The 26,032-nt window shown below is 37.0% G+C and carries 25 protein-coding genes; 15 read left to right on the forward strand and 10 right to left on the reverse strand.

From position 1 onward, the window contains the following. Nucleotides 1-98: 98 nt before the first annotated feature. Entirely contained in the window at nt 99-1,181 is a 1,083-nt protein-coding gene (locus J7E67_RS18045) for a branched-chain amino acid aminotransferase (protein WP_214717584.1), read from the reverse strand. Nucleotides 1,182-1,547: 366 nt separating this feature from the next. Between J7E67_RS18045 and J7E67_RS18050 the strand changes: the two genes are divergently transcribed. Beyond that, complete coding sequence (locus J7E67_RS18050; RefSeq protein WP_214717582.1) at nt 1,548-1,982, forward strand: SRPBCC family protein; 435 nt, start codon at nt 1,548-1,550, stop codon at nt 1,980-1,982. Between the two features lie 62 nt (nt 1,983-2,044). On the opposite strand, the gene J7E67_RS18055 is transcribed toward J7E67_RS18050, so the two are convergent. Continuing rightward, nucleotides 2,045-2,209 (reverse strand): hypothetical protein, encoded by a 165-nt coding sequence (locus J7E67_RS18055; RefSeq protein ID WP_214717580.1) that lies wholly within the window; start codon nt 2,207-2,209, stop codon nt 2,045-2,047. A gap of 241 nt (nt 2,210-2,450) precedes the next feature. Between J7E67_RS18055 and J7E67_RS18060 the strand changes: the two genes are divergently transcribed. From J7E67_RS18060 to J7E67_RS18070, 3 genes are all read left to right on the forward strand, one after another. Next, a complete protein-coding gene (locus J7E67_RS18060) occupies nt 2,451-2,831 on the forward strand; it encodes a hypothetical protein (protein ID WP_214717578.1) in 381 nt (126 codons plus the stop codon). 185 nt (nt 2,832-3,016) lie between these two features. Next, nucleotides 3,017-3,376, forward strand: coding sequence for a P-II family nitrogen regulator (locus tag J7E67_RS18065; RefSeq protein WP_214717576.1), 360 nt, complete (start codon nt 3,017-3,019; stop codon nt 3,374-3,376). A gap of 4 nt (nt 3,377-3,380) precedes the next feature. After that, entirely contained in the window at nt 3,381-4,691 is a 1,311-nt protein-coding gene (locus J7E67_RS18070) for an ammonium transporter (protein WP_214717574.1), read from the forward strand. A gap of 248 nt (nt 4,692-4,939) precedes the next feature. Here J7E67_RS18070 and J7E67_RS18075 read toward each other — a convergent pair whose 3' ends face one another. The 4 genes from J7E67_RS18075 to J7E67_RS18090 form a co-directional block, all read right to left on the reverse strand. Further along, on the reverse strand, nt 4,940-5,932 hold the full coding sequence (locus J7E67_RS18075; protein ID WP_214717572.1) for a metal-dependent hydrolase: 993 nt from the start codon (nt 5,930-5,932) through the stop codon (nt 4,940-4,942). A 57-nt stretch (nt 5,933-5,989) separates the two neighbouring features. After that, nucleotides 5,990-6,136 carry a hypothetical protein gene (locus tag J7E67_RS18080; protein ID WP_214717570.1) on the reverse strand — a complete coding sequence of 49 codons (147 nt, stop codon included), beginning with the start codon at nt 6,134-6,136 and terminating at the stop codon, nt 5,990-5,992. 212 nt (nt 6,137-6,348) lie between these two features. After that, entirely contained in the window at nt 6,349-7,959 is a 1,611-nt protein-coding gene (locus tag J7E67_RS18085; RefSeq protein WP_214717569.1) for an ATP-binding protein, read from the reverse strand. A gap of 169 nt (nt 7,960-8,128) precedes the next feature. Beyond that, on the reverse strand, nt 8,129-8,911 hold the full coding sequence (locus J7E67_RS18090) for a GNAT family N-acetyltransferase (RefSeq protein WP_214732553.1): 783 nt from the start codon (nt 8,909-8,911) through the stop codon (nt 8,129-8,131). 456 nt (nt 8,912-9,367) lie between these two features. Between J7E67_RS18090 and J7E67_RS31395 the strand changes: the two genes are divergently transcribed. Both J7E67_RS31395 and J7E67_RS18095 read left to right on the forward strand, forming a co-directional pair. Further along, nucleotides 9,368-9,571 carry an alpha/beta hydrolase family protein gene (locus J7E67_RS31395; RefSeq protein WP_251026844.1) on the forward strand — a complete coding sequence of 68 codons (204 nt, stop codon included), beginning with the start codon at nt 9,368-9,370 and terminating at the stop codon, nt 9,569-9,571. Between the two features lie 14 nt (nt 9,572-9,585). Continuing rightward, entirely contained in the window at nt 9,586-10,239 is a 654-nt protein-coding gene (locus J7E67_RS18095; protein WP_251026845.1) for an alpha/beta hydrolase family protein, read from the forward strand. A gap of 72 nt (nt 10,240-10,311) precedes the next feature. Here the strand turns inward: J7E67_RS18095 and J7E67_RS18100 are convergent, their stop codons facing one another. Further along, on the reverse strand, nt 10,312-12,021 hold the full coding sequence (locus J7E67_RS18100) for a PucR family transcriptional regulator (RefSeq protein WP_214717565.1): 1,710 nt from the start codon (nt 12,019-12,021) through the stop codon (nt 10,312-10,314). A 264-nt stretch (nt 12,022-12,285) separates the two neighbouring features. Between J7E67_RS18100 and J7E67_RS18105 the strand changes: the two genes are divergently transcribed. From J7E67_RS18105 to J7E67_RS18145, 9 genes are all read left to right on the forward strand, one after another. Further along, the gene (locus tag J7E67_RS18105; protein WP_251026846.1) at nt 12,286-13,170 is read left to right on the forward strand and encodes an oxamate carbamoyltransferase subunit AllH family protein; all 885 of its coding nucleotides are present in this window, start codon (nt 12,286-12,288) and stop codon (nt 13,168-13,170) included. Continuing rightward, nucleotides 13,167-14,711, forward strand: coding sequence for an acyl-CoA synthetase FdrA (gene fdrA, locus J7E67_RS18110; RefSeq protein ID WP_214717563.1), 1,545 nt, complete (start codon nt 13,167-13,169; stop codon nt 14,709-14,711). Before J7E67_RS18105 ends, fdrA begins: the two co-directional genes overlap by 4 nt. A 3-nt stretch (nt 14,712-14,714) precedes the next feature. After that, nucleotides 14,715-16,142, forward strand: a complete 1,428-nt coding sequence (locus J7E67_RS18115; protein WP_214717561.1) for a YlbE family protein — start codon at nt 14,715-14,717, stop codon at nt 16,140-16,142. A gap of 96 nt (nt 16,143-16,238) precedes the next feature. Next, on the forward strand, nt 16,239-17,414 hold the full coding sequence (locus J7E67_RS18120) for an ankyrin repeat domain-containing protein (RefSeq protein ID WP_214717676.1): 1,176 nt from the start codon (nt 16,239-16,241) through the stop codon (nt 17,412-17,414). Between the two features lie 11 nt (nt 17,415-17,425). After that, entirely contained in the window at nt 17,426-18,400 is a 975-nt protein-coding gene (arcC, locus tag J7E67_RS18125) for a carbamate kinase (protein WP_214717560.1), read from the forward strand. A gap of 39 nt (nt 18,401-18,439) precedes the next feature. Further along, complete coding sequence (locus J7E67_RS18130) at nt 18,440-18,859, forward strand: hypothetical protein (RefSeq protein ID WP_214717559.1); 420 nt, start codon at nt 18,440-18,442, stop codon at nt 18,857-18,859. A gap of 271 nt (nt 18,860-19,130) precedes the next feature. Further along, a complete protein-coding gene (locus J7E67_RS18135) occupies nt 19,131-20,600 on the forward strand; it encodes an amidohydrolase family protein (RefSeq protein WP_214732554.1) in 1,470 nt (489 codons plus the stop codon). A gap of 126 nt (nt 20,601-20,726) precedes the next feature. After that, the gene (locus J7E67_RS18140) at nt 20,727-22,292 is read left to right on the forward strand and encodes a glutathione ABC transporter substrate-binding protein (RefSeq protein ID WP_214717555.1); all 1,566 of its coding nucleotides are present in this window, start codon (nt 20,727-20,729) and stop codon (nt 22,290-22,292) included. A 78-nt stretch (nt 22,293-22,370) separates the two neighbouring features. Then, a complete protein-coding gene (locus J7E67_RS18145) occupies nt 22,371-23,594 on the forward strand; it encodes an amidohydrolase (RefSeq protein WP_214717553.1) in 1,224 nt (407 codons plus the stop codon). Nucleotides 23,595-23,622: 28 nt separating this feature from the next. Here J7E67_RS18145 and J7E67_RS18150 read toward each other — a convergent pair whose 3' ends face one another. The 3 genes from J7E67_RS18150 to J7E67_RS18160 are packed head-to-tail and all read right to left on the reverse strand — an operon-like array spanning nt 23,623 to nt 26,023. Further along, complete coding sequence (locus J7E67_RS18150; RefSeq protein ID WP_214717552.1) at nt 23,623-23,982, reverse strand: hypothetical protein; 360 nt, start codon at nt 23,980-23,982, stop codon at nt 23,623-23,625. A gap of 44 nt (nt 23,983-24,026) precedes the next feature. After that, complete coding sequence (locus J7E67_RS18155) at nt 24,027-25,334, reverse strand: SLC5/6 family protein (protein ID WP_214717551.1); 1,308 nt, start codon at nt 25,332-25,334, stop codon at nt 24,027-24,029. Next, entirely contained in the window at nt 25,331-26,023 is a 693-nt protein-coding gene (locus J7E67_RS18160) for a response regulator transcription factor (RefSeq protein ID WP_214717550.1), read from the reverse strand. Before J7E67_RS18160 ends, J7E67_RS18155 begins: the two co-directional genes overlap by 4 nt. Between the last annotated feature and the right edge of the window lie 9 nt (nt 26,024-26,032).

Consider the following 26,032-nt stretch of genomic DNA (forward strand, 5'->3'; position numbering starts at 1 on the left):
AAAAAACGGTGTGGCGGTAACTAGAGGAATCGACTAATGTCCGTGAAGGGGTAAATTCAGTAGACAAAAAAGAACCGGGCTGTGCCCGGTTTTTATTTTTAAACTTCCACCTGGGCAACTTTCACTGTCCAGTTAAATGGATCTTCTTTTTTTCCAAGTTGGATTCCGGTCATTTCATCATAGAGGCGCTGAGAAAGTTCGCCGATTTGACCGTCATTTATTGTAATCGCTTGGTCATTCCAAGTTAATTCGCCAACAGGGGAAATAACAGCAGCTGTTCCTGCACCAAAAACTTCTTCAAGCTCGCCGCGCGCATGTGCTGCAAAAACCTCTTCAATTGAAATTTTCTCTTCGCGTACAGGAATATTCCAATATTTTAGTAATTCAATAACCGAATCACGGGTGACACCTGGTAAAATGCTGCCATTTAATCGTGGTGTTACCACTTCACCATTGATTTTGAAGAAGATATTCATGCTGCCAACTTCTTCGACATATTTCTTCTCTTTTGCATCAAGCCAGAGGATTTGAGCAAAACCATTTTCATCAGCCTTTTCCTGTGCCTTCAAGCTAGCCGCATAATTTCCAGCAGTCTTCACATGGCCTACTCCGCCAATAACCGCCCGAACATACTGTTCTTCCACATAAATCCTCACAGGACTTAATTGGTCACCATAATATGCTCCCGATGGAGAGAGAATGACTAGCAATTTATATTGTTTCGCAGGACGAACACCAAGATAAGGTTCGGTTGAGAAAATAAACGGACGAACGTATAGAGAAGTCCCTTCTCCATTAGGAATCCAATCCTTTTCAGTTAAAATCAATTGTTTAATGGCATTTAATAAGAAATCCTCATCAATTTGGGGAATGCACAGTCTTTCGCATGAATCATTCAATCGCCTCATGTTTTTTTCAGGGCGGAAGAGCTGGATCGTTCCATCTGCTGTCTTATAAGCTTTCATCCCCTCAAAGATTGCTTGTCCATAGTGAAAAACCATCGCAGAAGGATCGAGTGTTAATGGCTCGTATGGAGTAATTCTCGGGTCATACCATCCGGTTTCATGTTGATAATCCATAACAAACATATAATCGCTAAAATACTTACCAAAACCAAGTGAAGCAAAATCAGGCTTTTCTTTTAAAACTTCTCTTTGAACAAATCCAACTTCTTGTTTCATGGTTACACCTCTAGTCGATTCTCTACTTTACATTGTTGAAAAGTAGGCTGTTTTAAATTTTTGAAAGCAAAGTTTTCCAAATGGGGAAGCCGAATTGAAATTAACAGTATTATCTAACTATACCACTTAAGTAGTACAAACTTCCATCCTCTAAGATTATGATGAACAAAATCTTGCGTAATGAAACCTATTTAAAATGGGCACGACTAAAGGGAAAATGATTGTGGTAATATTTAACTATATGTAAACTAGAGGAGAATTAGCTAGCCCATACCGAGGGATGGAAATACTTACTTCGTACGTTGCTTAAAAATTATGTAGAAAAACAACAGTCCTAAATTTTTATAAATAGGGGAGGTCAAACATGTGGTTGATGTTTTTACAGAAATAATTATCGAACGCCCAGTTGGGCAGGTCTCAAAATATGCATCCAATCCTGACAACGCCCCAGAATGGTATGTAAATATTCAATCGGCCGAATGGAAAACTGAAAAACCATTAACATTGGGTTCAAAAGTGGCCTTTAAAGCACGATTTCTTGGAAGAGAGCTTGCTTATATCTATGAAATTACTGAGTTTATTCCAGAAAATAAACTAGTTATGAAAACCGCACAGGGACCTTTTCCAATGGAGACGACCTATACTTGGGAAGCTTTAGATGTTAATCAAACACGAATGACCTTAAGGAACAAAGGAAATCCAAGCGGTTTCTCAAAAGTGTTTGCACCGTTTATGACTCCAATGATGAAGCGAGCAAACATGAAAGATTTAAAAAAGATTAAGGATATTCTGGAATCCTAATAGAGTATTAATGGATGCTAAAAAAGAAAAACGCCACAATTGGGCGTTTAAAAAATTAATAGTTACTGTTCATTGTTTTCAGCTGTATTAGTAAACGCATTGGGGTCGACCGTGTTTGCTCCGTAATCTGGAACATTGCTCGCATGCTCTTTGTGATACTCGGATCCCGAACCTTGTTGATTAGGATTCGATTTCCCTTTTTGCTGGCTATTTTGTTGATTTGGCATGATATTCACCTCCTAAACATAAAAAGTAGTATACGTAGTATCGATTTAATTATTCAAAGTAGAAACAACAATTAAAAGATGATAAAAGAGGAGTGAAGCGATCAAGCATCATTCCCTTTATTGTTTTTACTGGTTTTTCAATCGCTTTTGGTCTAAGCTATTCTTGTTCGCTCCAATATTTATTGAAACTTAATCCGCTTTTTTTCGTATACATAAACAAAGCTTAAAAGGAGATGTTGTAATGTTTCTAGCTGAACTTCAGCCAGAGGAGAGGAAGGCGTTTCTTGAACTTGCTGCTCTGATCGCCAAAATTGATGGAAATATATCTATATTTGAAAATTCCATACTTAATAGATACCAGAAGGAAATGGGGCTTGAGTCTTATAAAATAGAGGGTCTCGGTATTGATGAAATCCTTACAGTATTCAAGAATGAACGCTCTAAAAATATTGTCTTAACAGAACTTTTTCAACTTATTTTTTCGGACGGAGTCTTTCATGATCAAGAAAGCGAAACAGTTCAGCTAATAAAGTCCAACTTCGGCTTCGATTCAAGTGAGTTTGCAAATTTCAAGGATTGGATCGTTAAGATAAAAGAATTATCGGAATCGAAGCGGAAATGAAATAAAAAAATTTATTAATATTGAAAAAGAAGGATGCCGGTAATGTAACCGCATCCTTCTTTTTTATAAACCCGAATCTTTTTAGAATTTTCCGATTTCCATAAATTAATATTGACGAAGAATACTAACTTGTTATATATTTTAACATATTGATGTTAGGAAATATAACATGAGGGGCTGTTTCTTTGAAAAAGATTGAAGCAATCATTCGACCGGAGAGGCTCACAGAGACGATTAAGGGTTTAAAAAAAATAGGAATTACAGGTTTTACTGTTTCTCAGGTGGTTGGAAGAGGGAAACAAAAAGATACGCAAGGTGTGTATCGCGGAAAAAATTATCAAGTAACTCTCCATCCAAAAGTAAAAATGGAAATTGTCCTTTCGGACTATTTGATAGAGTCGACGATCCAGACCATTGTTCATTCTGCCCAGACCGGTGAAGATGGAGATGGTAAAATATATATTTATCCAATTCTGGAAGCTTATAACATTCGAACTGGGACATTTGACTATGATATCGATGATTTAGCAGATGATAAGGGGTGATCTTATGGAGTTAATGTATATAAATACCGTGTGGGTCGTCCTTGCTGCAGCCATGGTTTTGTTTATGGAAGGTGGATTTAGTTTACTGGAAGCTGGATTTGTCCGAACGAAAAATGCGGTTAATGTTACGATGAAAATTTTTGTTGACTTAACGATTGGAGCTTTAGCGTTTTGGATCATTGGATTTGGGGTAATGTTTGGAAAAGATGCCTTTGGTTTCATAGGGACCAGCCTGTTTGGAAGTCCTGAGAAAATTGTACTTTCTATCGAATTGCCAAGTGTTGCTTTTGTTCTTTTTCAAATGGGGTTTGCTGTGGCATGTGTCTCAATTATTTCGGGTGCAGTAGCAGAACGGATGAATTTTAAAGCCTATGTAGTCACTGCTGCGCTCATTTGTATGATTATTTATCCTCTTTCTGGACATTGGATTTGGAACAGCGAAGGATGGCTAGCGAAGTTAGGAATGAAGGATTTTGCTGGTTCAGCCGCTATTCATGCACTTGGTGGGTTTACTGCTTTGGCTATGGCAAAGCTATTGGGACCGAGAAAAGGAAGGTTTAATTCGGATGGCAGCGTTAATGTTTTTGCCCCAAGTAACATTCCTTTAGCATCAGCGGGAGCTTTTATTTTGTGGTTCGGTTGGTTTGCTTTTAATGCAGGAAGTACATTAGATGCTTCTAGCTCAGCGCTAGCGCCTATTGCTATTAATACAATGTTAGCTGGAGCAAGCGGCGGGTCAGCAGCTCTCTTTTTGACGATGCGAAAGTTCGGCAAAGCCGATCCGAGTATGACGATAAATGGTGTATTAGCTGGTTTGGTAGCCATAACGGCTGGATGTGCTTATGTTTCTGAATGGAGCGCAATCCTGATTGGAGCGTTAAGTGGTTTGCTCGTTATTTATGCTACTCTGTTAGTCGATTATTTAAAGGTGGATGATCCAGTGGGGGCTGTGGCTGTTCATGGTTTCGGCGGGGTTTTTGGAACGATTGCTGTTGGATTGCTTGATCGGTCCCAAGGATTTTTAACGACTGGTGATTTCTCTCTATTAAAGGTGCAATTATTGGGTGCGGTAGTGGTCATTGTCTGGGGGCTAATTGCTGGAACTTTTATTGCAAAGGTATGCTCAAAGACAGTTGGTTACCGAGCAACAGAACGGGAAGAAGACGAGGGCTTAGATATGTCATATCATGGTATTCCTGCTTACAATGAATTAGAGCGTTTTACCGATATCCCAACTAGCCTATTTAATTTTGAAGAAACAACAGGTATCACAGTTGCTGCTCCTGCTATTAGGAAGGAAAAGGAAGTAATATAGTTAGCTAGGAATCCCATCACGGAGGGATTCCTTATTTTATGCAACGTTCTTGTTTCGTTGACCTCCGAACCGTTCAGGTACTATTTGTAGTATTGGTTGCTCAAATCGTCTTATAAAGTAGAAACGCTAACTTTAGTATCACATAATCATTAATATTTCTCGGATTGTATCCGGTCTGCTTATCTAACTTATTCAGCTTAATAAAAGATGACCACGGTATTTGAACCGGGGTCATTTTTTATAAACTTTTATTTGATTGATGAAGAGGAATTCATTAAGCTTCGTAACACTTTTTTGTATTGTTTTAAAGAGCTTATCTTGCCTATATAACTATTCTTCCTTTTGAAGTCAGAGGAAATATACATGATGGCAAGGGAAGGGAAGAATTTTTTGGTACGAAAACGAAGGTCCTTCCAATAAACAAAGTAGCCGTTTTTTCTAACAGCAACAAAAGGATAAGCGAACGATGTACCAGCAAGAAAGTCTGAAACGGACTCGTCATTTGTACTATCAGAAACCAATACCGGAAAGTCAATTTTTTTGGGAAGAGTATGTTCTATGTCGAGCCTATTATCTGAATAAACTCCAAATAAAAAATCCTCTCTCGTCTCAATAATAATATCCCATTTAAATAGGGTGATACGCGGGATTAGTTTTATACGGTCAGCTTTTATAAAATGTTGCTGGAGGTGCCTTTTGGTTAATAATGCTGACAGAGTTCGAACAGCCAGGTATAAAAATATGAATACATAAATGATTAAAAAGGTAATCCTTTCCTGGTAGAAAAAGAGTAAACCAAAACCTATAAAATGGAGTGTTAAAATGTAAGGATCCAATAATGGGATAGCGTCAAAGGCAATCCATTTTTGGGAAAAAGGCAACAGGATTTGTGTTCCGTGGACATTGAATAAATCAAAAATGACATGAAGAATCACTGCCAAGAACGTCCATAAAAAGAGATGAAGAAATCCTGAAGCGGGGAAGAATGGGTAAAGTAAGCCTGAAACCAGTAATCCCCATAAAGGAAAAGCTGGCAGGGAATGTGACAGGCCTCTGTGATTTCTGAAATAGCTACCTTTTCCTTTTAATCTATAAATGATATCAAAATCAGGAGCATTTGAACCTATTACCACCCCTATCATGACAGCCTGTGATAGGGTCGGATTAGATGATACGGCAGGATCGATTTGAGCAAGAGCACCAATGCCAAACCCTATGACAATATGCGAAAAAGTATCCACTCTATCACTCCTTTACTTTATTAATATATTGGGAAAAAATCGTACAACCAATCAGGCCTATTTTTGTATCTTTGGTTCATCGATAACGGCTCGATAATGCCAAAGTAAATTGGAAAAGATTTTATCCCAGCTTTGTGTTAGGGCATAATTTCTCCCTTCTAACCCCAATTGCTTTCTCGGGCTATCATTTTCTACTCCCTCCAAATTATAAACTCCCCTTTATTGTATTAAATAAAGGAAACCTTTCTTCTTAAGATTCTGTTAATAAAATGTAAAGATTCTGTATTGTAAAAAAACCAAGGTGATTATTAAGATTTTTACATTTTTGTAAAACTATTGTATAACCTGATTAGTTCTCCCTTTTATATATCAAAAATAAATGCGGTCCCCTATTTTAAGGGGCCGCATTTATTTTCTTAGTTGTAAACAGGAAGTTCTATAAAAAATTCTGTGCCATTTTCATTACTGCTGGCATGCATCGTCCCTCTATGATTTTCCACAATCTTTCGAGATACCGATAACCCTAAACCAGTCCCCGTATCTTTGGTGGAAAAGAACGGCTCAAAAATATGAGCTAGGGTAGTAGCGTCGATTCCTTTTCCATTATCACTAAAAATAAATTGAACATGAGAGTTAACTAATCTAGTGGAAATGTTAATTTTTAAAGGGGAATTCCCTTTAGCTTGGAGCGAATTTTGGAATAAATTAATAAAGACCTGTAATAACTCCCCGCGATTACAAAGGATTGACAGATATTTAGTGGCCGGAAGAATCTCTACATTTAAATCGGCATTGTAAAGTAATGATTCACTTTTTAGGAATTCCCACAGGTAATCAATTAAAAACTTGTGAATTTGGATAACTTCTAACTCTTTATCTGAAGGCTTAGTGATCCTTAAAAAATCAGAAATAATTTTATTTGCACGATCAATTTCTGGTATTAATAAACCAGAAAAGATGTGGGCTATATTATCATCTACGTCACTGCCGAGAATTTGTAAATATCCCCTGACTGTGGTTAAGGGATTTCTAATTTCATGGGCGATTCCAGCTGCAATTTGACCAGCAAGGGCTTGTTTTTCGGACTCTTTTATTTTTTCGTCTAATAAATACCTTTCGGTTATATCCCTGTATTGGCCAAATGTGCCAATCATTTTTTCACCTTCATAGATTGGCTGTGCATCAAATAGACATACCACTAAGTCACCGTTTTTATTTTTAAATTTCAGTTCCACATTTTCCTGTTTTTCTTGATACACTAGTACTCGTTTAAAATAATCTCCAGTCAAAATAGAATGATAGATGGACTTCCCAATAACATAACTTCTACTTTCGTTGAAAATTTGCTGAGCAAAATCATTAAACTCAACTATAATGCCTTTTTCATCTGTGATGATGATTCCATTGTTGGCTCTGCTTAACATGATTTGATTTAAAATATTAAGTGTCCTATTTTGTTTTCTAAGCAGTAGTTCTCTTTCAATAGAATCCACCACCTGAGATAACATCGTTAAAAATAAGGGATTGCAAAAATTGACTGGCATCATGATCGAAACACTACCTAGTAAACTATCTTCATCTGTATAATGAAACGGTGCACCGTAACAAGCGATTTCAGAAAGGAAGGTATGATAATGGTCTTTACCTATCAATTGGACAGGGTGTCGTTGCTGTAAGGTTAAGCTAATTACATTTGTCCCTGTATCTTCCTGGGTAAAAAGACTGCCTAATTTTATGCCAAATTCTTCAACTGTAGATTTGATGGTTTCGTCCCCAACCATATCTAATAAGTACCCTTTAGAGTCAGAGACACTAATCAATATAGGCGTTCCTTTTAATGCATCCAAAAGCTTATTTGAGAAATAACTGACAACTGACAATATCTCGCTGTAAGCTTTTCTTTTCACATCTAGTTCTTGGTTTGTCATAAACCTTTTTGGACTAGCTATTTCATTTGGATCCATGCCGCTTTCTTTACACATTTTCTTTGATTGAGTTATATAAAATGGTTCTCTTTCACTCGTCATTTTGCCACCTCAAGGTTTGTGAAAATAAAACATTGTTATGTTAATAATAATTTACTTGTTGTTCTTGAGGCTATAACAATAATACTTTAATAAGTAATAATTAAGCCAATTGTGTTTGTATTGGTGTCAGGCACTATCTACATACTTCGAAATATTTGAAATGGAAAAATCAGCGATGCATGGTCCACATTCCTATTTCTTTAAAGCCAAGTCGCTTATAAATTCGTCCAGCTTCAGGGTTATCGTAAAATAGACAAAGAGTTTTCCCTTCGTCTAGGACATCCTGAAATAGATTTTGCATGATGGAAGTGGCGAGACCATTACGTCGATATTCCTTCCTGGTGCAAACCCCAACAATCATTGCCGAGATTGAATTTTCCGCTGCGGTTGAAACGCAAGAAGTGAGTACACCATTTTCCTCTGTAAAATAGGTTCTTGATGTATTGGCTTCCAATGACTGTACTAATACGTCCCGGGCGTCACTTCGAACATGAAATTCCTCAATGGTTTGGCGGAGTTGTAAAATTTGATCTACATCCTCAAGACTAGCCTTTTTATATACAACCTCATCGGGAGACAGGCATTCATCCGTCCTGCATTCAGCAAAGTAAGTAACTTGCTTCTTACCAAGCTGAAGATCATCGAAAGCTTCGAATTTCGCTACGATATCGGATTTGCCGGATAGGAGAATGGGCTGGCTGTAGTTTTTCATAATCGATACAAAACCGCTTGTATCGAATTCTCCCTTTGCATAAGGGATAAAGGATTGATGAAACCTTAGGAGAACAGCCTTAATCGTGCTCTGTTCATCAAACTCGGCCCAAATTTCTTGAGACTCAGAAGTGTATCCAAAGGCTTCAATATCCCCTATGATAAATAGATTAATAGACGGTTCCTCACTTAAAAAAGCGAGAACCTGCTCATGATCTTGGTCTGTAAGCTTTCTAATCATATCAGATTCCCCCTTTCTCTCCAAAAGGGTAAACAAATAGTTGGAAAATTTCAAGTGTTTTTACAAATTTATAAGGTTAACATCGAGAGTGATTTGTATAGATTGAATAGGAACTATTCCCCTATTTGAGATAATAGGGAAATAGGGAATCATAGGGGATTTAAATAAATCCCCACAAGCTGTCAAAAAACTTTCGGATAGTTTACCTTTATTACTTCCACATTCTTACTTTGTAGGAAACTCTAATAACTTAATTGTTTACCAATACCAAAAATATAGGGTGTTAATTAGGCATGTTGTACAATTCAATATGTGCAAAATATGTCGTAAATTAGAGTAGGGAATATCCCGATTTAAGTTAATGGCTCCATTTGGTTTTGTTAGACTAGAAAACAATAACTTTATCTACAAATGAACAATTTGAATTTACTTTAATGAAGGACGTGTAGTTTACAAATGAAGAAAACAGTTATTTATAAGAATAATGATTGTTTTTCCATAAAGGCTGATTTTTATGGGAATAGCAATGATAATGCACCGGTTATAATTTATATTCATGGTGGTGGGCTTGTTTGGGGAACAAGAGAAGAAATAAGTGAAGAGATGATAAAACTCTATAATGATAATGGGTTTGCATTGTTTTCTATGACTATAGGCTAGCACCTGAGACAAAATTGCCAGATATTCTAGAAGATGTTCAAGATGCACTCCAGTGGTTAAAATCAGAAGGGCCACAGGAATTTTCCATTGATCCAAAAAGAATAGCTGTTGTAGGTAGTTCTGCAGGTGGTTTTTTGGCGCTTTGTACGGGTTCATTTACTCATAAGCCACGTGCAATTGTCTCTTTTTATGGATATGGAGATATCATTGGTAAATGGGCAACAAATCCAAGCAGTTTCTATTTACAAAAGGATAATGTCCCTAAAGAACTTGCTAGAAGGCTTATCTCCGACCAAGTGATTACAGAGGCATCGATTGAGCAGCGGTTTCTCTATTATGTTTATGCTAGACAGCAAGGGGTATGGATCCAAGAGATTACGGGGATAAATCCAAAAATACAGAAGGATGCACTCTTAAAGTTTTGCCCAAAGAAAAATATCACTAGGGATTATCCACCAACCTTACTGTTACACGGGACAAAGGATGAGGATGTTCCCTATGAACAATCAGTATTTATGAGAGGTGCACTTATAAAAGAAAAGGTTGAAACCAGGTTAATCACAATTCCAAATGGAGAGCATGTGTTTGATAAGGATTTTGATAATCCTGTTATCCAAGGTGCATTTAAACAAGTGATTGAATTCCTTCAATATCATTTATCGGAATAAGGTCTTATGGATTTCTTTCCCCATAAAATAGACGGGTCCCGTGGTTTCATAGAGAACGGGACCCAATCTGATTTAAGAATTGATTGGAAGTTTTTTATTTAAGAGTCTAAATATCTTTAAAGCTAATTGTATTTGCAGCAATTCCTCCGAGTTTTTTAAATCGGTATTTAAGATTTCCTTGATTTTCTCGATTCGATAAATAAGCGTATTTCTGTGTAAAAACATCGCTTTTGCTGTTTCGCTAATATTTAGGTTTTTTAGAAAATAGTTCTCTAACGTAATGATATAACTCGTCCCATGTAAATGGTCATGTTCATAGATTTTCCCAAGGCTTTTCATGAAAAAGTCTTCTAATTCTATGTCTTTAATATTACTGTCCAAGAAGTGATAGATAGAATGATCTTCGTAATGAGATACTCCCCCGCTGGTATTAAATTTCTGCATGAGTCGAATAGATTCATTTGCTTCAGAAAAGCTTTTGTGAAGGGAATGAATGGTTTCGTACTGCCGGCCAATTCCAATTAAAAAGGTAGTGTTATTAATGTCCTTTTCTAATGCATTATAAATTTTATTCCCGTATTGTTTTACCTCATTTACCGATAGAGGAGGCTTATTGTCACTTTGACCAATCATAATAATTATACGATTGTTTCTATGAAAGCAAGTAACCACAGCATTTGAATAATTCGAAAGACTATAGACTAAGTCCACGCATTTTCTGGATTTGTTCTCTAACTGAACCTTCCTAGCTACCATATCATCATAACTGTCATGTTCCTCTGATTCTAAATTAATGACTATACAGTAGTAAATATAACTTGGATTTAATCCATGCATTTCACTAAAGGTGTGGATTGTTTCGACGGATGTTATTTTTCCAGTCAGCAAATCATCAAAGAAGTCTTGCTTAATTTTTAATTTTACCTCCTCGATGTCCTTTGCTTTTATCCGTTCCAGTGCCATGTTAGTTGACGCTTGTTCTAAAATAATAAAGTCAAACTCCGTTAAATCCTGGACAGTCTGCCATACAACAATATATCCATAAATATTACTTGCCACTGCGACAGGAAGGATACGGCATTTTATTTCCATTCCTTCTAAGTAATATATTCGTTGAATGCTCTTTTTCATTTCGCTTACATCTTTCGGAACAGAATTAATAAAATCTTTATTGAAAATAGGTCGATTTTTAACTAGATTAAAGCAGTATGAAAGTGGGACTTTATTGTTCTGGTGTTCCGAATAGTGAAGCAACTTCCAATCCTCGTCTACAAAAATAATCGGATTATTAATAGAACCTGATAACATGGATGAAATCCTTTCTATCCCTCCACCTTCAAGTGTAATTCGGAAAAATAAATTATGCATATCTAAGGTTTTTCTATTTAATAAATCATAACGACCAGATGCTTTCTCATTAATAATAGAAATGACCCTTGATAAGGTATATTCAAAAGGTAACTCAAGTAGTGGAAACCCCATCTTATTTGCATGATCAATCATTCTTTGCGGTAGTTTTTCAAAGTATCGTTTCATTTTGATAACTAGTCCTGCACAATTTATGGCAGAAAGCTCATTAATGATTTTAATTTGCAAATCCTCATTATCTTTAAATATATAACCTGTTGATAATAGAAGTTCATTCGGTGAAAGCCAGTCAAATGCCTCAGGATTTTCAATTATGTTTACAATTGAGATTTCATTATTAATTCCATGTTCTCCAGCAACAATTTTCAAGCCATCAATAGCTTGTATCTCAAATAAATCCTTAACAGTCAACAAATTTACCACTCCTTTGTTGAAAATTTATCACAATTAATTGTATAACATGCACAAATGATATCATTTTTTTTGGTTTGCTTAAACGATGATGTTTTTATGCAATCTATCTAAAATAATCATGTAAGGATCAGAACTTGTCAACTATATTCAAAGTTTTAGCAGGGTTCAATCTACATGATGATAAAAAAGTTAACTTTTACTTACAAATATTCAACTTGAGAGGGGCTGCATGAACAGACGTACCAGTTCAATGAGGTGTCACAGTTGGGGAATGCACTGTCTGGTGATCTTGGGTTTATTGAGAGAATGAATATTTCGAGTTTAACCGGTTTTGTTCATAGCACATTTAGAAAGACAATTAATATTCATTGTTTTGAAAATGGTGAATTATATACGATTGCAAGCACCCAAATTGATAATGGGCCTAACACACTTGTCATTAATCTGGCCAGCTTTGAAGGACTGAATATCCACGTTAATGATCAAGTGTTTGTGAAAAATAATACGCTGTTCATTTCAAATAAACTCGCCATATCAATTGGGGAAATTGAAAGATGGGAAAGTATTTTACCTGAATACCCATCTGATTTACAAAAAGTGAATCGCAATTTGATAATGATGAAGGAATACATTGATTTCCACGGTAAAGCCGGAGGAATGAAAAAGAAATTATTTGCCCAAAGTCCCTATGAAACAGAAATGTCTAGGTTGCTCGAAGAACGAACTAATTTATTAATAAACGAATTGTCAAACAATCGATTGGCGAATGCAGTGTGTCATGCTGTTTCGTTAGTAGGTCTTGGTCCCGGATTGACACCATCGGGAGATGACTTTTTAGTTGGTTTATTTACGATCATGAATTTGAGGAAAAGTCCTTTCTACCTGCAACAATCGTTTAGAGATGAAGTGGTGATGAGAGCAAACAGTTTAACGAATGAAATAAGCTATATGACATTGAAAAAAGCATCTATTGGTAAAGTGAGAGAGTCAATCATTCATTTAGTCCATTCCATACTTAATGGAAAAGAAGATGAATTATATCTCCCTTTAAATAAAGTACTAAACATCGGTTCTTCATCAGGAACAGATATAGCCACAGGGCTCATCTGTGGGTTGGAAGCCAATCTTAGAGTAGGAGGTCAATTATGACTGTAGAAGCTATTGTAAAGCCGAACACATATTTCGATTCTGTTTCATTAATGTCACTTTCAACAAAAGCAAACCAAATTGAAGGTGTAGAACAGGCTATTATCGCAATGGGAACTGAAATGAATAAAGAAGTAATGAGAAATGTTGGATTGATGACTTCAGAAGTGGAAGAGGCAAAATCAAACGATTTAATTATTGTTGTAAATGCAGCGACAGAGGCGCTTTGCGAAAACGCTTTCGTAATGATTGATGAATTATTTACAAAAAAAGATACATCCAAAGGTAAAAGCGAACTCAAATATTCAACAATTGCTTCAGCAGCCCAAAGCATCCCTGAAGCAAATTTAGCAGTAATTGCGGTGAACGGAGCATATGCAACGAGAGAAGCAAAAAAAGCTCTAGAAAATAATCTCCATGTGATGCTATTTAGCGATAATGTCAGCATTGAAGATGAGATTGAATTAAAAACGTTGGCACATGAAAAAGGACTACTAATGATGGGTCCAGATTGTGGAACAGCAATTATTGGTAATGTGGCTTTGTGTTTTGCCAACGCTGTAAGAAAAGGCAGTATTGGGATTGTTGGTGCTTCGGGAACCGGAAGCCAAGAAGTAAGTGTCCGCATTCATGAATTCGGCGGCGGAATTTCACAGATGATTGGAACAGGCGGCAGAGATTTAAAAGAGGAAATAGGAGGAATCATGATGCTTGATGGAATCAAGGCTCTGGAAGATGATGAGGCAACTAAAGTGATAGTCCTTATTTCTAAGCCACCTGCACCAAGTGTTGAAGAGAAAGTGTTAGATCAAATTAAAAGATGTAAAAAACCTGTTGTTGTTTGGTTTGTTGGTGGAAATGAAGAGAAAGTAATTCAAGCAGGCGGTCAATTTGCGAAGATGTCAAAGGAAGCTGCTCTTAAAGCAGTTCTATTGGCAGGTGTTGATGAAAGCAAACTTAATAAACGTGCTTTAAATATTCCACTTATTGAAGAGGTACGCACGAAGTTAACACCAGATCAAAAATATATCCGGGGACTATTTAGTGGCGGGACTCTTTGTGATGAAGCAATGCATGCAGCCATGGAAAAGTTCGATAATGTCTATAGTAATATCCAAAGAGATCCAGAATACCGCTTAAAAGATAGAAATAAAAGTCAGGCACATACATTTATTGATTTTGGTGATGATGAATTCACACAAGGCAAGCCACATCCAATGATTGATCCTTCCACAAGAATATCGAGGTTTATCCAAGAAGCGAAGGATCCATCTGTTGGTGTTATTGTCATGGACTTTGTTTTGGGATATGGCGCACACGAGGATCCTGTTGGAGCAATGCTTCCTGCAATTATAGAAGCAAAACAAGCAGCAGAAGATGAAGGAAGACATCTGGAAATTATCGGATATGTTCTAGGGACAGAGTTAGATCTGCAAAACCTGGAAGAACAAATCGATAAACTACTCGCTGCAGGTGTGACGCATGCTAGCAGTAGTCAGAATGCAGGACTATTGGCAAGAGAATTTGTTGTGAAGGGAGAATAACCCATGAGTAAAATTAATGAACTTTTTAATCAAAAACTTAATGTTATTAACGTCGGAATTGAATCCTTTAAAAATGATTTATTAACTCAAAATGCAGAAGTGATTCATCTAGAGTGGATGCCACCAGGTAGAGGCAATCCTGATCTCATTGCTGCACTTGATAAGCTTGAAGATCCTGTAATTATTGAAAAAATTGAAGCTGCAAATAAGTTAGCGGTTGAGAGAATTATTAACTCACAACCGGTATTAGTTGGTTTTGAAAAAGCAATTGATTGTGTTCCAGGAATGACGAAAACGACGATTTTGCATGCAGGCCCTCCTATTACATGGGATAAGATGAACGGTCCGATGAGGGGTGCGGTCACAGGAGCTATTGTCTTTGAAGGTTTGGCAAAAGATATAGAGGAAGCCTCAAAGCTTGCAGCATCCGGTGAAATTACATTCTCTCCATGTCATGAGAACAACTGTGTTGGCTCCATGGCGGGTGTTACGTCTGCTTCAATGTTTATGCATATTGTTGAGAATAAGACCTATGGAAACATTGCTTATACAAACTTAAGTGAGCAACTATCGAAAATCCTCCGAATGGGCGCAAATGATCAAAGTGTTATTGATCGTTTAAATTGGATGCGTGATGTATTTGGTCCCATCCTGAGTGCAGCGATGAAATTAAATCCGAACGGAATTGACTTGCGTCTAATGCTTGCACAAGCACTTCATATGGGTGATGAGTGTCATAACCGTAATGTTGCGGGTACCACATTACTGATTCAAGCATTGACACCTTATATTATCCAAACAGATTTCACGATTGAACAAAAACGTGAGGTATTTGAGTTTGTTGCAAGCAGTGATTATTTCTCGGGCCCAACTTGGATGGCACTTGCAAAATGTGCTCTTGATGCAGCACATGGCATCGAAAACAGTACTATCGTAACCACCATGGCACGTAATGGTACTGAATTCGGGATCCGTGTAAGTGGAATTGCGGGAAATACATGGTTTACGGGCCCTGCACAAAAAGTAATCGGACCAATGTTTGCAGGATACAAGCCTGAAGACTCAGGGCTAGATATAGGGGATAGTGCAATTACTGAAACGTACGGCATTGGTGGATTTGCAATGGCAACGGCTCCAGCAATTGTCGCCCTTGTAGGTGGGACCATTGAAGACGCGATCGGCTACTCAACAAAAATGAAGGAAATTACCACTATAGAAAATCCAAATGTAACGATTCCGATGCTTAATTTCATGGGTATACCATCTGGAATTGATGTTCGGAAGGTAGTTCAAACGGGAATTATGCCAATCATCAATACGGCAATAGCCCATAAGGAAGCTGGAATTGGAATGATTGGTGCGGGAATTACCCATCCACCAGTTGAAACTTTTGAAAAGGCATTACTTGCTTTAAGTGAAAACATTAACTAAGAGGTTCCGCTCCTAACAAGTTTAGGACCAGAACTATTATTAGCATTTATCTACTTCTTGTTGGAAATATAGCTAAAGGAGAGAATCAAATTGGAAATGAATTCTTTGAACGCAGAACTTATTCATGTAAGTGAACAGGGAGATTTAGCGGCTGTAAATCAGCTTTTAAATAAGGGAGCTAGCATTGATTTTAAAGATGCTGACGGTCGAACCGCCTTAATGGCAGCTACACAAAGAAATCAAATTTCGGTAGTTAAACTGTTATTAGAAGCAGGCAGCGATGTAAATACAAGAGATATTACCCAACTAACACCATTTATCTGTTCAGGAGCAAATGGATTTCATGAAATATTAAGTTTAATGCTCCAGTTTGGAGCAGATTTAAAAAGTGTTAACCGATTTGGTGGTACGGCATTGTTACCTTCTAGTGAGAAAGGCTACCTGAAGACTGTACAAGTCTGTTTAGATGCCGGAGTACCAGTAAACCATGTGAACAATTTAGGCTGGTCCGCACTCCTAGAGTCAGTGATTCTAGGAAATGGCGGTCGCTTATATTCTGATATTATTCATGAACTTGTTGAAGCAGGCGCAGATATGAATCTTCCAGACAGAGACGGGAAGTCGTCTCTTCAGCATGCAAAAGAATTGAAACAACAAAAAGTTGTGAGCATTTTGAACAAAGATTATGTAGAAACAAATGAATGGGTTCAAAAGGCAAAAATGCTAGCAAGAGCTAATAAGTACGAAGAGGCAATCTCAGAAATTGAGAAAGGCCTTGGATATGATAATGAAAACTTAGACTTAATTTATTACAAAGGGTATTTCTTGCAAGAATTAAAAAAATACGATGAAGCGCTTCAGGAGTACAACAAAGCATTAACTCAAAACCCAAGAGATTTAGACTTCTACTTTTATACAGCTAATTGTCTAAGATTAATGAGGAAATCAGATGAAGCGCTATCTAAATATGATAAAGCCTGTTCATTAAACCCGAACGGTACTTTTTATCGTTATCATAAATCAAATTACTTAAGAGAACTAGGCAGACACGAAGAAGCCGTTATCGAAATGGATAAACTGCTTGCTCTGAAGCCAAATCGCTATGACTTTTCCTTTCATAAGGCAAATAGCCTAAGATCTCTTGGTAAACATAGTGAAGCAATTGAAGCAATTGAGAATGCGATTGCGAATGATCTGACGAACCCATTATATCAATTGCATAAGAAACAATCTCTTGAGTTACTTAGCAAGCAAGAAAATAAACAAAACTAGGGGTAAAACTGATGGAAAATTTAGTGATTGTAGCAATTGGAGGAAACTCATTAGTTCGAGAAAAGGGCCGTGACACGGTTCAAGACCAATATGAAGCAGTATGTGAAACGGCAATTAATATCGCCGATATGGTGGAAGAAGGTTTCAACGTTGTTGTCACCCATGGTAATGGCCCTCAAGTAGGTTTTGGTCTACGGAGATCGGAAATTGCGAATGAAGAAGTTGGAATGCCAATAGTTCCACTTGTCAATTGTGGAGCAGACACTCAAGGGGGGATAGGCTACCAAATTCAGCAGGCCTTAACAAATGAATTTTCAAATAGAGGGCTCAACAAGAAGGTTGCTACTGTTATTACACAAGTAGAAGTAAGTATCGATGATCCTAATTTCAAAAATCCAACGAAGCCAGTAGGATCCTTTTTCACGCTAGAACAAGCTGAAGAGATGAAAAAAGAACATCCAGATTGGACTTTTATCGAAGATTCTGGCCGTGGCTATCGAAGAGTAGTCCCTTCACCTAAACCAATAGATATTGTTGAAAAAGAGGCTATTAAAACATTGATTAATGCAGGTTTTGTTGTAATCGCTGTCGGCGGTGGGGGCATTCCAGTAATTAAAAAGGGAAATAACACCTATGAGGGTATCGATGCTGTCATTGATAAGGATTTTGCTACGAGTCTACTAGCAGAACAAGTTAAAGCAGAAACCTTAATTATTACAACAGGAGTTTCTAGAGTTTGTATCAATTTTGGCAGACCAAATCAAAAGGCGCTTGAAAAAATTACAATCGAAGAAACGAAACAATATATCCTTGAAAACCATTTTGCTCTGGGAAGTATGCTTCCTAAAATTGAGGCAAGTTTAAGCTTTTTAGAAAAAAATGGATCAAGGGTTATAATTACCAACCCTGAGAGCTTAAAAGAAGCGATTAATGAACAGGCAGGAACTCATATTGTGAGGGATAATCATAGAGGCATTATTAAATAATCCCCTAAGGAAGGTAAAATAAATTAGAGGTGTAACTAAATGGAACTAAAGTTAAAGTTATGGCAAAAGGGTGACTGGGCTGCATACTTTGGTTTACTTGCTAACAATTTAACAAATCTATTAACAATGATATCATTATTACTTTTTGTAGTTGGTTTTCCTGAAGAAATTGTATATGGAAGAATTGTCCCAGGTTTTGGTCTTGGAATCTTCTTGGCAAGCTGCTGTTACTTTGTCTTTGGATATTTTTTAGCTAAAAAGACAGGTAGAACTGACATAACAGCTTTACCGTCTGGCCCTAGTGCTCCTTCTATATTTACGGTTACTTTTTTAGTAATCGGGTATTATCCATTCAGGTGCAGTCGGATTTGCTTAGCCTGCATTAATGCCATTCTTCTATTCTTATCTCATGGTAGGAGGAGTATTTATCATATAATATATGATGGATTATATGGCTAAAGCAAAAGATGACAATAATACGACAACGGTTGAAGAATCAGCCTAATTTTATTGATTAGAAATAGCTAAAGTTTACACGATACCTAAAAAAATTTCGTCCACGTATAAGTTGGACGAATTTTTTTTACTAATTTTATTTGAGCACTAAGAAGTAGAAATATTATAAAAAGGGGTAATAATTTCGAATATATAAAATAGTAATTTTTTTTATAATAATACTTATGGAAGTCTAAACAAGCTTACTTCTGCCTAATGAAAGGAGTTAATAGAATTGAAAACCAAATTAAAGGGAAGGTACGTTATTGGTTACGATGGAGAAGACCACGTCTTAATTGAAAACGCGGAAGTCGTTTTTGAAAATGATAAGATAATCTTTGTCGGTAAAAATTATCTTGGCGCAGTGAACAAGGTAATCGATATGGGGAACGCCGTCATTAGTCCGGGGTTTATCGATTTAAATGCATTAGGTGATATTGACCACGATATTTTACATTTAGAGGCAAGGACAAACAGACAGAATAACCTGCTTTGGTCTGAACAATATATAAAAAACGGACACCATGAAGTCATGACAGCTAAAGAAGAAAATTTTAAATCCCTTTATGCCTATTCACAACTGATTCTCCATGGGGTTACTACTGCGATGCCAATTACATCGGTACTTTATAAAGAATGGGCAGAAACGTATGAGGAGCTTGCTGCTGCAGCAAACCATGCTGGAAGTTTGGGATTAAGAATCTATCTTGGGCCAAGCTACCAATCTGGAATCAGGGTCGTAAAACCTGATGGTACTATCCAACTGTACTGGGATGAAGAAGCAGGAAAAGCAGGATTAAAAGATGCTGTAAGGTTTGTAGAAGAATTTGACGGAGCTTATGATGGATTAGTTAAGGGGATGCTGGCACCCGAACGAATTGAGTGTCAAACGTCAGAAAGTTTGACACAAACAAAATACTATAGTGATAAATTAGGAGTGCCTATTAAACTTCATGCAGCACAAGGAACCTATGAATATCATACCATCGTTGAAAAGCACGGAGTAACTCCTATTCGCTATTTATATGACCTTGGTTTTTTAGGGTCAAAAACAGGAATTCCGCATGCTCACTTTATTGCTGGATATAGTGAAGCACAATCTGGTGATGGTGATGATATAGCACTTCTGAAAGAAACAAATACAACGGTCATTCATTGTCCTTTAATCATTGGCAGGCATGCTTCGGCATTAGAATCATTTGCTAAATATAAACGGGCGGGTATTAATTTAGCGCTAGGAACAGATACCTTTCCTCAAGATATGTTTCAAAACATTCGAACAGGCAGCATGTTTTCCCGATTCATTGAAAAGGATGTAGAGGGTTCAACATACGCCGATTTCTTCCGGGCGGCCACACTTGGGGCAGCTACATTCCTGGGGAGAAATGACCTTGGCCGTTTAGCTGTTGGGGCGAAAGCAGATATTATTGCAATTGACTTAAATGGATATCATCTAGGAGTTCTCGACGATCCCATCCGAACTATGATTGTGAGCGGAACAGGAAGAGACGTGAAACTATCCATTATCAACGGAAGGATTGTAATGAAGGACCAAAAAATACCTAATTTTGATTTAGAAGAAATGAAAACCAAGGGACAACAATATTTTAACAAAATGAGAAAAGGATATTTAGAAAGAGATTATCAGCAATTGACAGAAAGAGAATTATTTCCTCCGTCTTTCAAAATAGTGGATTCTATCTGAAATTATCAAAAGTAGTAAAGATATTGAAAAATAAAGTAGAAATTTTTGAAATAAAATTATCTGAATATTTTTTATAATTGGATAAACGGAAGTAAAGATTATAAAAATATTCAGGGGGTGGATTCCATGGTGAAAAAGTGGGGGTTAGGAAGATTTTTTCTGATAATGTTGATCGTGTTTGTCATTACAGGCTGCTCGACGAGTAAAGATGTCAGCACAAAAAGCAATGGTAAAAACACAGAATCTAAGGACGGGGGTACATTAGTGATTGCCCGATTGTCGGACGCTGAAAACTTAGATCAGCATTTTATGTCAACAATCAATGCAGCAAGTGTGACCCATCGCAAAATCTATGAGGGTTTAGTTGGTCGTGATAATAATGCTGAAATCCAACCATTGCTGGCGGAAAAGTGGGAGCAACTAGATGATACGACATGGGAGTTTAAATTACGGGAAGGTGTTAAATTTCACGATGGATCAGCTTTTAATGCCAATGCTGTAAAAGCTACATTTGATCGACTGTTAGATCCAAAGGTGGCATCACCCAGAGCTGTTGTTTTTAAAATGGTAAAAGAAGTAAAGATAATAGATGACTACACCGTTCAGTTTATTTTAACTGAGCCGTTTGCTCCATTACTCTCTATTTTGGCTAGTCATGAAGGCGGGATTATTAGTCCAAAAACTATCGAGAAATACGGGAAAAGCATTATTAAAGAACCAAATGGGACAGGTCCATTTGTTTTCAAATCATGGACACCTGGGCAAGAAATTGTATTAACAAAAAACAATAGTTATTGGGGAGATAAGGCGAAGGTCGATAAAGTCGTCTTTAAGGTTGTACCTGAGGAAACAACCAGAATCTCCATGCTAGAAACAGGTGAAGCTCAAATAGCTGAACCCCTTTCTGTACCAATGATGGATACAGTAAAGGCTTCACAAGCAATCGATGTTTACCATAGTGAAGGATATGGAACAGAGTATATCGGCTTTAATGTTCAAAAGAAGCCATTTAATGATGAAAGGGTTCGAAAGGCCATCGCCCATGCGGTTGAAATGGATTCCATTATTAAAGGTGTCTATAATAATGTGGGAAAAAAGGCAAATTCCTTATTAGGCTCAAAGGTTTTCGGTTACCATCCTGATATGGAATCGTATAAATATAACTTAAATGAAGCAAAGAGATTACTAGCTGAAGCAGGTTATCCAAATGGTTTTGAAGTTACACTTAAAACGATGGATAGCAAAGAAAGAGTGAACATGGCAGAAGTACTGCAATCACAGTTAAAAGGGATCGGTGTCAAAATTAAAATACAGGTGTTGGAGTACGGTACGTTTGTTGACCAAGTAAACAAGGGTGACTCTGAGATGTTTATCCTTAGCTGGAGAAATGCTACCGGTGATGCTGATTATAATCAGTATAACCTTTTCCATACAAGCTCACAGGGAGGAGCGGGAAATACCTTCTTTTACAGTAATAAAGAAGTCGATAGTTTAATAGAAGCTGCACGCAGTGAAAAAGACCAAGAAAAACGAAAAGAATTATATGCACAGTCACAAGAAATAGAAATGAAAGAGGCAGTTTATATCCCTGTTCGAGTTATTGAAAATTTAGCGGCTGTTGGAAAAGATGTAAAAGGTTTTTCTATTAGTCCATCAGGCTATTTAGAAATAAATGATGTGTCAATTAAATAAGACACAGCTTAAAAGAGGGATATCCATTTTGGGTAACCTCTTTTATCGTGGTGATTAACAATGAAAGGATGAATAGAAATGAATAGCAAGTATTGGTTAAAGCATGCGCGTATTGAAACAGGGTACAATGAAGAAAATGGAAGAGTTGTAGGAACTATGACTGAGATGTGTAATCTGTTAATAGAGGATGGGAAAATTTCAAAAATAATAAAACCTTCTGAGCCATTTGAAGTTGTGTTACCTCTAATAGATGCAAAAGGAATGCTTTTGCTTCCTTCTTTCATCGAAAAGCATGTTCACCTTGATAAAACCTATATGGGTGATAATTGGCGGGCTTGTATCCCGGCTTCAGGCGTAATTGAACGCTGTGATATTGAAAAGAATATTCTAGCTTCTATTTCATCTAGCACACAAAAACGTGCTGAAGCCTTGCTTGAAGTATTACTATCATACGGATCCACTCATGTCAGAACGCATGTTGATATATATCCTGAGGTGAAATTGCAAAATTTAGAAGGAGTTCAGCACGCTCTAGAATCTTATTCCAATAAAATAAGCTCTGAAATTGTTGCGTTTGCCCAGCATGGCTTGCTCCGTCCAGGAACAGTACAGCTTGTAAGGGAAGCTTTGAGAAATGGGGCAGGGATTGTCGGAGCTGTCGATCCAGCAACGGTCGACAATAATATTGAAGCATCATTGGTACAGTTAATGGATTTAGCAGTTGAAGGTAATGCCGATATTGATTTGCATTTACATGATCCTGGTCACTTAGGTACTTTCACAATGAAACGTCTTGCCTATTTAACGAAGCAAGCAGGCTTGGAAGGGAGAGTAGCAATCAGTCATGCCTTTGGACTTGGAGATGTATCAAGAGAAGAAGCCGTAGAAATGGCAGAGTTATTAAGGGATGCAGGTATTTCGATTGTGACGAGCCTCCCAATTGGTAGAAACATTCCTCCAGTAAGCCTGCTATCAGAATATGGTGTTAATGTGGCCATAGGAAACGATAATATTTTTGATTCGTGGTGGCCGACTGGAAATGGAGACGTTCTTGAAAGGGTTGGCCGACTAATTGAACGGTGTCGTTGGACAGATGAAGTTTCTCTTTCTCGAGCATTAAAATATATTACTGGTGGTTTGACGCCTTTAGACAGAGAAGGCAGAAAGCAATGGCCTAAAGAAGGGGATGCAGCCAATATGATTTTAGTAGAAGCAAGTTGTTCTGCCGAAGTCGTTGCTAGACGTTCAAACCGTAAGGCAGTTTTTTATCAGGGTAACTTGGTTTCAGGCTCCATTAGCTAGATATTAATTTTAAAGGAGGATGAGGACATCATCCTCCTTTTGTTATATTTGCCAAATCCTTATCTGTTCTACTGGCGTGTAACAGGTTGTTCAAATAAATAAATAGTAAATATAGGACGACTGAAACGATTATCCCAGTAAACCATGAAATATTATAAATCGGCTCAAGGATATCAATAAATCTACCAATCAAGCTAGTACACCCAGCGAATAGAGTGGTAAGCAGTGCAGGCCAGTTTACTCCGTTTGAGAAACGGCCCTTACAATTTGGAAAATATAATTCTTGTAAATTGATTTCTCTTTTCTTGATAACATGACTGGCCTTTATTGGTGCTCGAATACCTTGTAACATCAGAAAACGCTTAGTATTTGTGCCACCCATCATCATGGATGACTTGCTTATCTCCCAATGTTGCTTACCTCCAATCTTCCTTAATGCTTTATCCTAATAGATACTGTTTGGAAAATAAAAACCAATAAACAAATCAAACCAGAAATTATGAAGCTGATCCAAATGATCGTTAAGTTATCATTCAGGGGAATAAATATATAGCCCCCCAAGGCACCAATCAATGAGGAAAAGGGGATGATTGCAGGAATCGATTTGTTACTTAGAATAATAAATAACATCGGTACAATGATGGCAGCGTAAATATTCCCAGAGAAAAACAATAATTGTAGCGGAGTAGGTTTAAAAATACTCACGATTATTAGTAAACATATACAAATACTTCCTGAAAAAATATAAGTGAATTTCCATCTTTCATGGTCAGATAAAGGACGAAATATTTCAATAATATTTTTTACAACCAAGGTAGTCGTCGCATGTAGTTCTGCACTAATTGCTGACGAAATCGCACTAAAGCAAAATAAAACAAATAAAACAATTAGCATGGTTGATTGTATTTTATCAACAAGTTCAAACAGCAACGAATAAATATCTTTATAGCTTCTGCCAAACATAATAATCATTAGCAGGGAGGTTAGAGCTAGTGGGATTGTGGCCCATATTACTCCAGCTAGAGTAAAGGTCATTTGAACTTTTTCCTTTTTGATGATAAATAATCTCTGCCATGTTGCTCGATCAATTAAGACCTGTCCAAAGCCAATCAAAATCGCTGTGAAAATAAACCAAATCGAATCTGTATTTTTATAGAATAAAATATAAGGATGAAAAAGTTTAATCCCTTCATAAACAGGATGGACACCTTCCTGAATATAAAAATAAACAGGAATGACTAAAACAGCGCCGAAGATCAATGAGACATTAACACCTGATAACTGGTGCAGCCGCTGCATTCCACCAACACCGCCTACAAAAAAACAAAAGCCTAAAAACAATAGCATTCCTATAAAAACAGGCATAGGGAACAGGATATGAATGAGGATTCCCGCTCCCATTGCTTGGATAAATAAGGAGTGCAGGCTGGTAATGAGAAGAATTGTAATGACATACCAGTAGCCGCTTGGTGATAATTTTTTTCTCAGTACATCTCCAATCGTTTGCTCATCGGGAAATTTTTCTCTAATGACTTTGGCTAAAAATCCAAACAATATGAGTGCTAAAGCCCCCATTAAAGAATAGCCAATTCCACCAGTTAATCCGTATTTAATTAATGTTTCTGGAGAAGAGAGGATCGTATTGCCTGTTATCCACCTCGCTAATAGACTAACAACCCCAAAGCTTATCCCCAATTTAATCGCACCGCTTATATATAATTGATAAGAACTTCTATTCAACGGTATGTCTCCTTTAAGCGATAGTCACTCGGTGATTGTCCAGTCAATTTCCGAAAGATTTGGCTAAAGTAATGCTGGCTATTAAATCCACATCTTTCTGAAATCGTGCTAATGCTTAAATCAGGATTATTAATTAACATTTTTTGAGCTTCCTTTAAACGATAATCATTTAAATATTCAGAGAAGCCCATCCCTACTTCTTCGTGAAATTTTCTGCTTAAATAGGCAGGGTTAATGTGAACCTTTGAAGCTAAATAATTTAATGTTAATTTTTCACTATATTCCTGATGTATAATTTGTAAGGCGTTTACGATTTGTTCCGTATATCGTCCCAATCGCTCATACCTGCTTAATACATTCAAAAGCTCTTCTTCAATGACAGGCTTCGTAATATAATCAACAACCCCAATTCTTATCGAGATTTGAGCATATTCAAAATTCTGAAAAGCCGTAACCATGATAATATCCATTGAATAATTTCGTGTGAGTTCCATCGCTAATTCCAAACCTGATTTACCTGGGAGCTGGATATCAAGAAATGCAAGAAAGATTTCATGTTGTTTGATGATTTGAATGGCTTGTGAAGCATCTAGAGCCTTAAAAAACTTCCAGTTTGGAAACTTTTTTTGAATTAAATATTCGAGCAGTTCTAATTCAAGTGGTTCATCATCTACTAAAAGAATATTCATTTGGATGCA

The sequence above is a fragment of the Bacillus sp. ISL-46 genome, from assembly GCF_018613205.1.